Origin of the sequence: Psychrobacter sp. TB20-MNA-CIBAN-0197 (assembly GCF_040309765.1) — a bacterium.
GTDB classification, from domain to species: domain Bacteria; phylum Pseudomonadota; class Gammaproteobacteria; order Pseudomonadales; family Moraxellaceae; genus Psychrobacter; species Psychrobacter submarinus.
The window spans coordinates 1-392 of the sequence record NZ_JBEOPC010000147.1 but is presented as its reverse complement, the minus strand read 5'-3'; the positions used below and the strand labels follow the sequence as shown (position 1 = coordinate 392).

The 392-nt window shown below is 59.2% G+C and carries 1 protein-coding gene; it reads left to right on the top strand.

The annotated features are described in order from the left end of the window. Positions 1-392 (top strand): hypothetical protein (locus tag AAEY83_RS13050; protein WP_351059376.1); only part of this gene is annotated, 392 nt, incomplete at both ends.

Genomic DNA, 392 nt, shown 5'->3' with positions numbered 1-392 from the left:
ACATCATCCCTCTGCAAGCGCAGATCAAGGATGACTGGGCCGACAACCTGATCGGCGCGCAATACCTGGAAATGCCCAAAGGCTCGCACACCCGCGTACGCCTGACCGTTCGCTCGGTCGATCCGCAGCAGGCGGCGTACATTCAGCTCAAGGCCAAGCAATTCGAACAGGACGTGCAACTGGGCCTGCCTACGGAAATGGTCGCCACGGCGGACCAGCCACTGGAGTTGGACTTCAGCTTTGAAAACCCCCAGCCGCGCAAGGCGTTCTCGTTTCATTTGCTGGGGTATGGCAATGGCGCGGTCGAGGTCAGCGACTTCAGCGTCATCACCGAATTGCCCGGCCAGGAAGACATCCTTGATGACGTTCCTGATGACGAAACCGCGCAATCC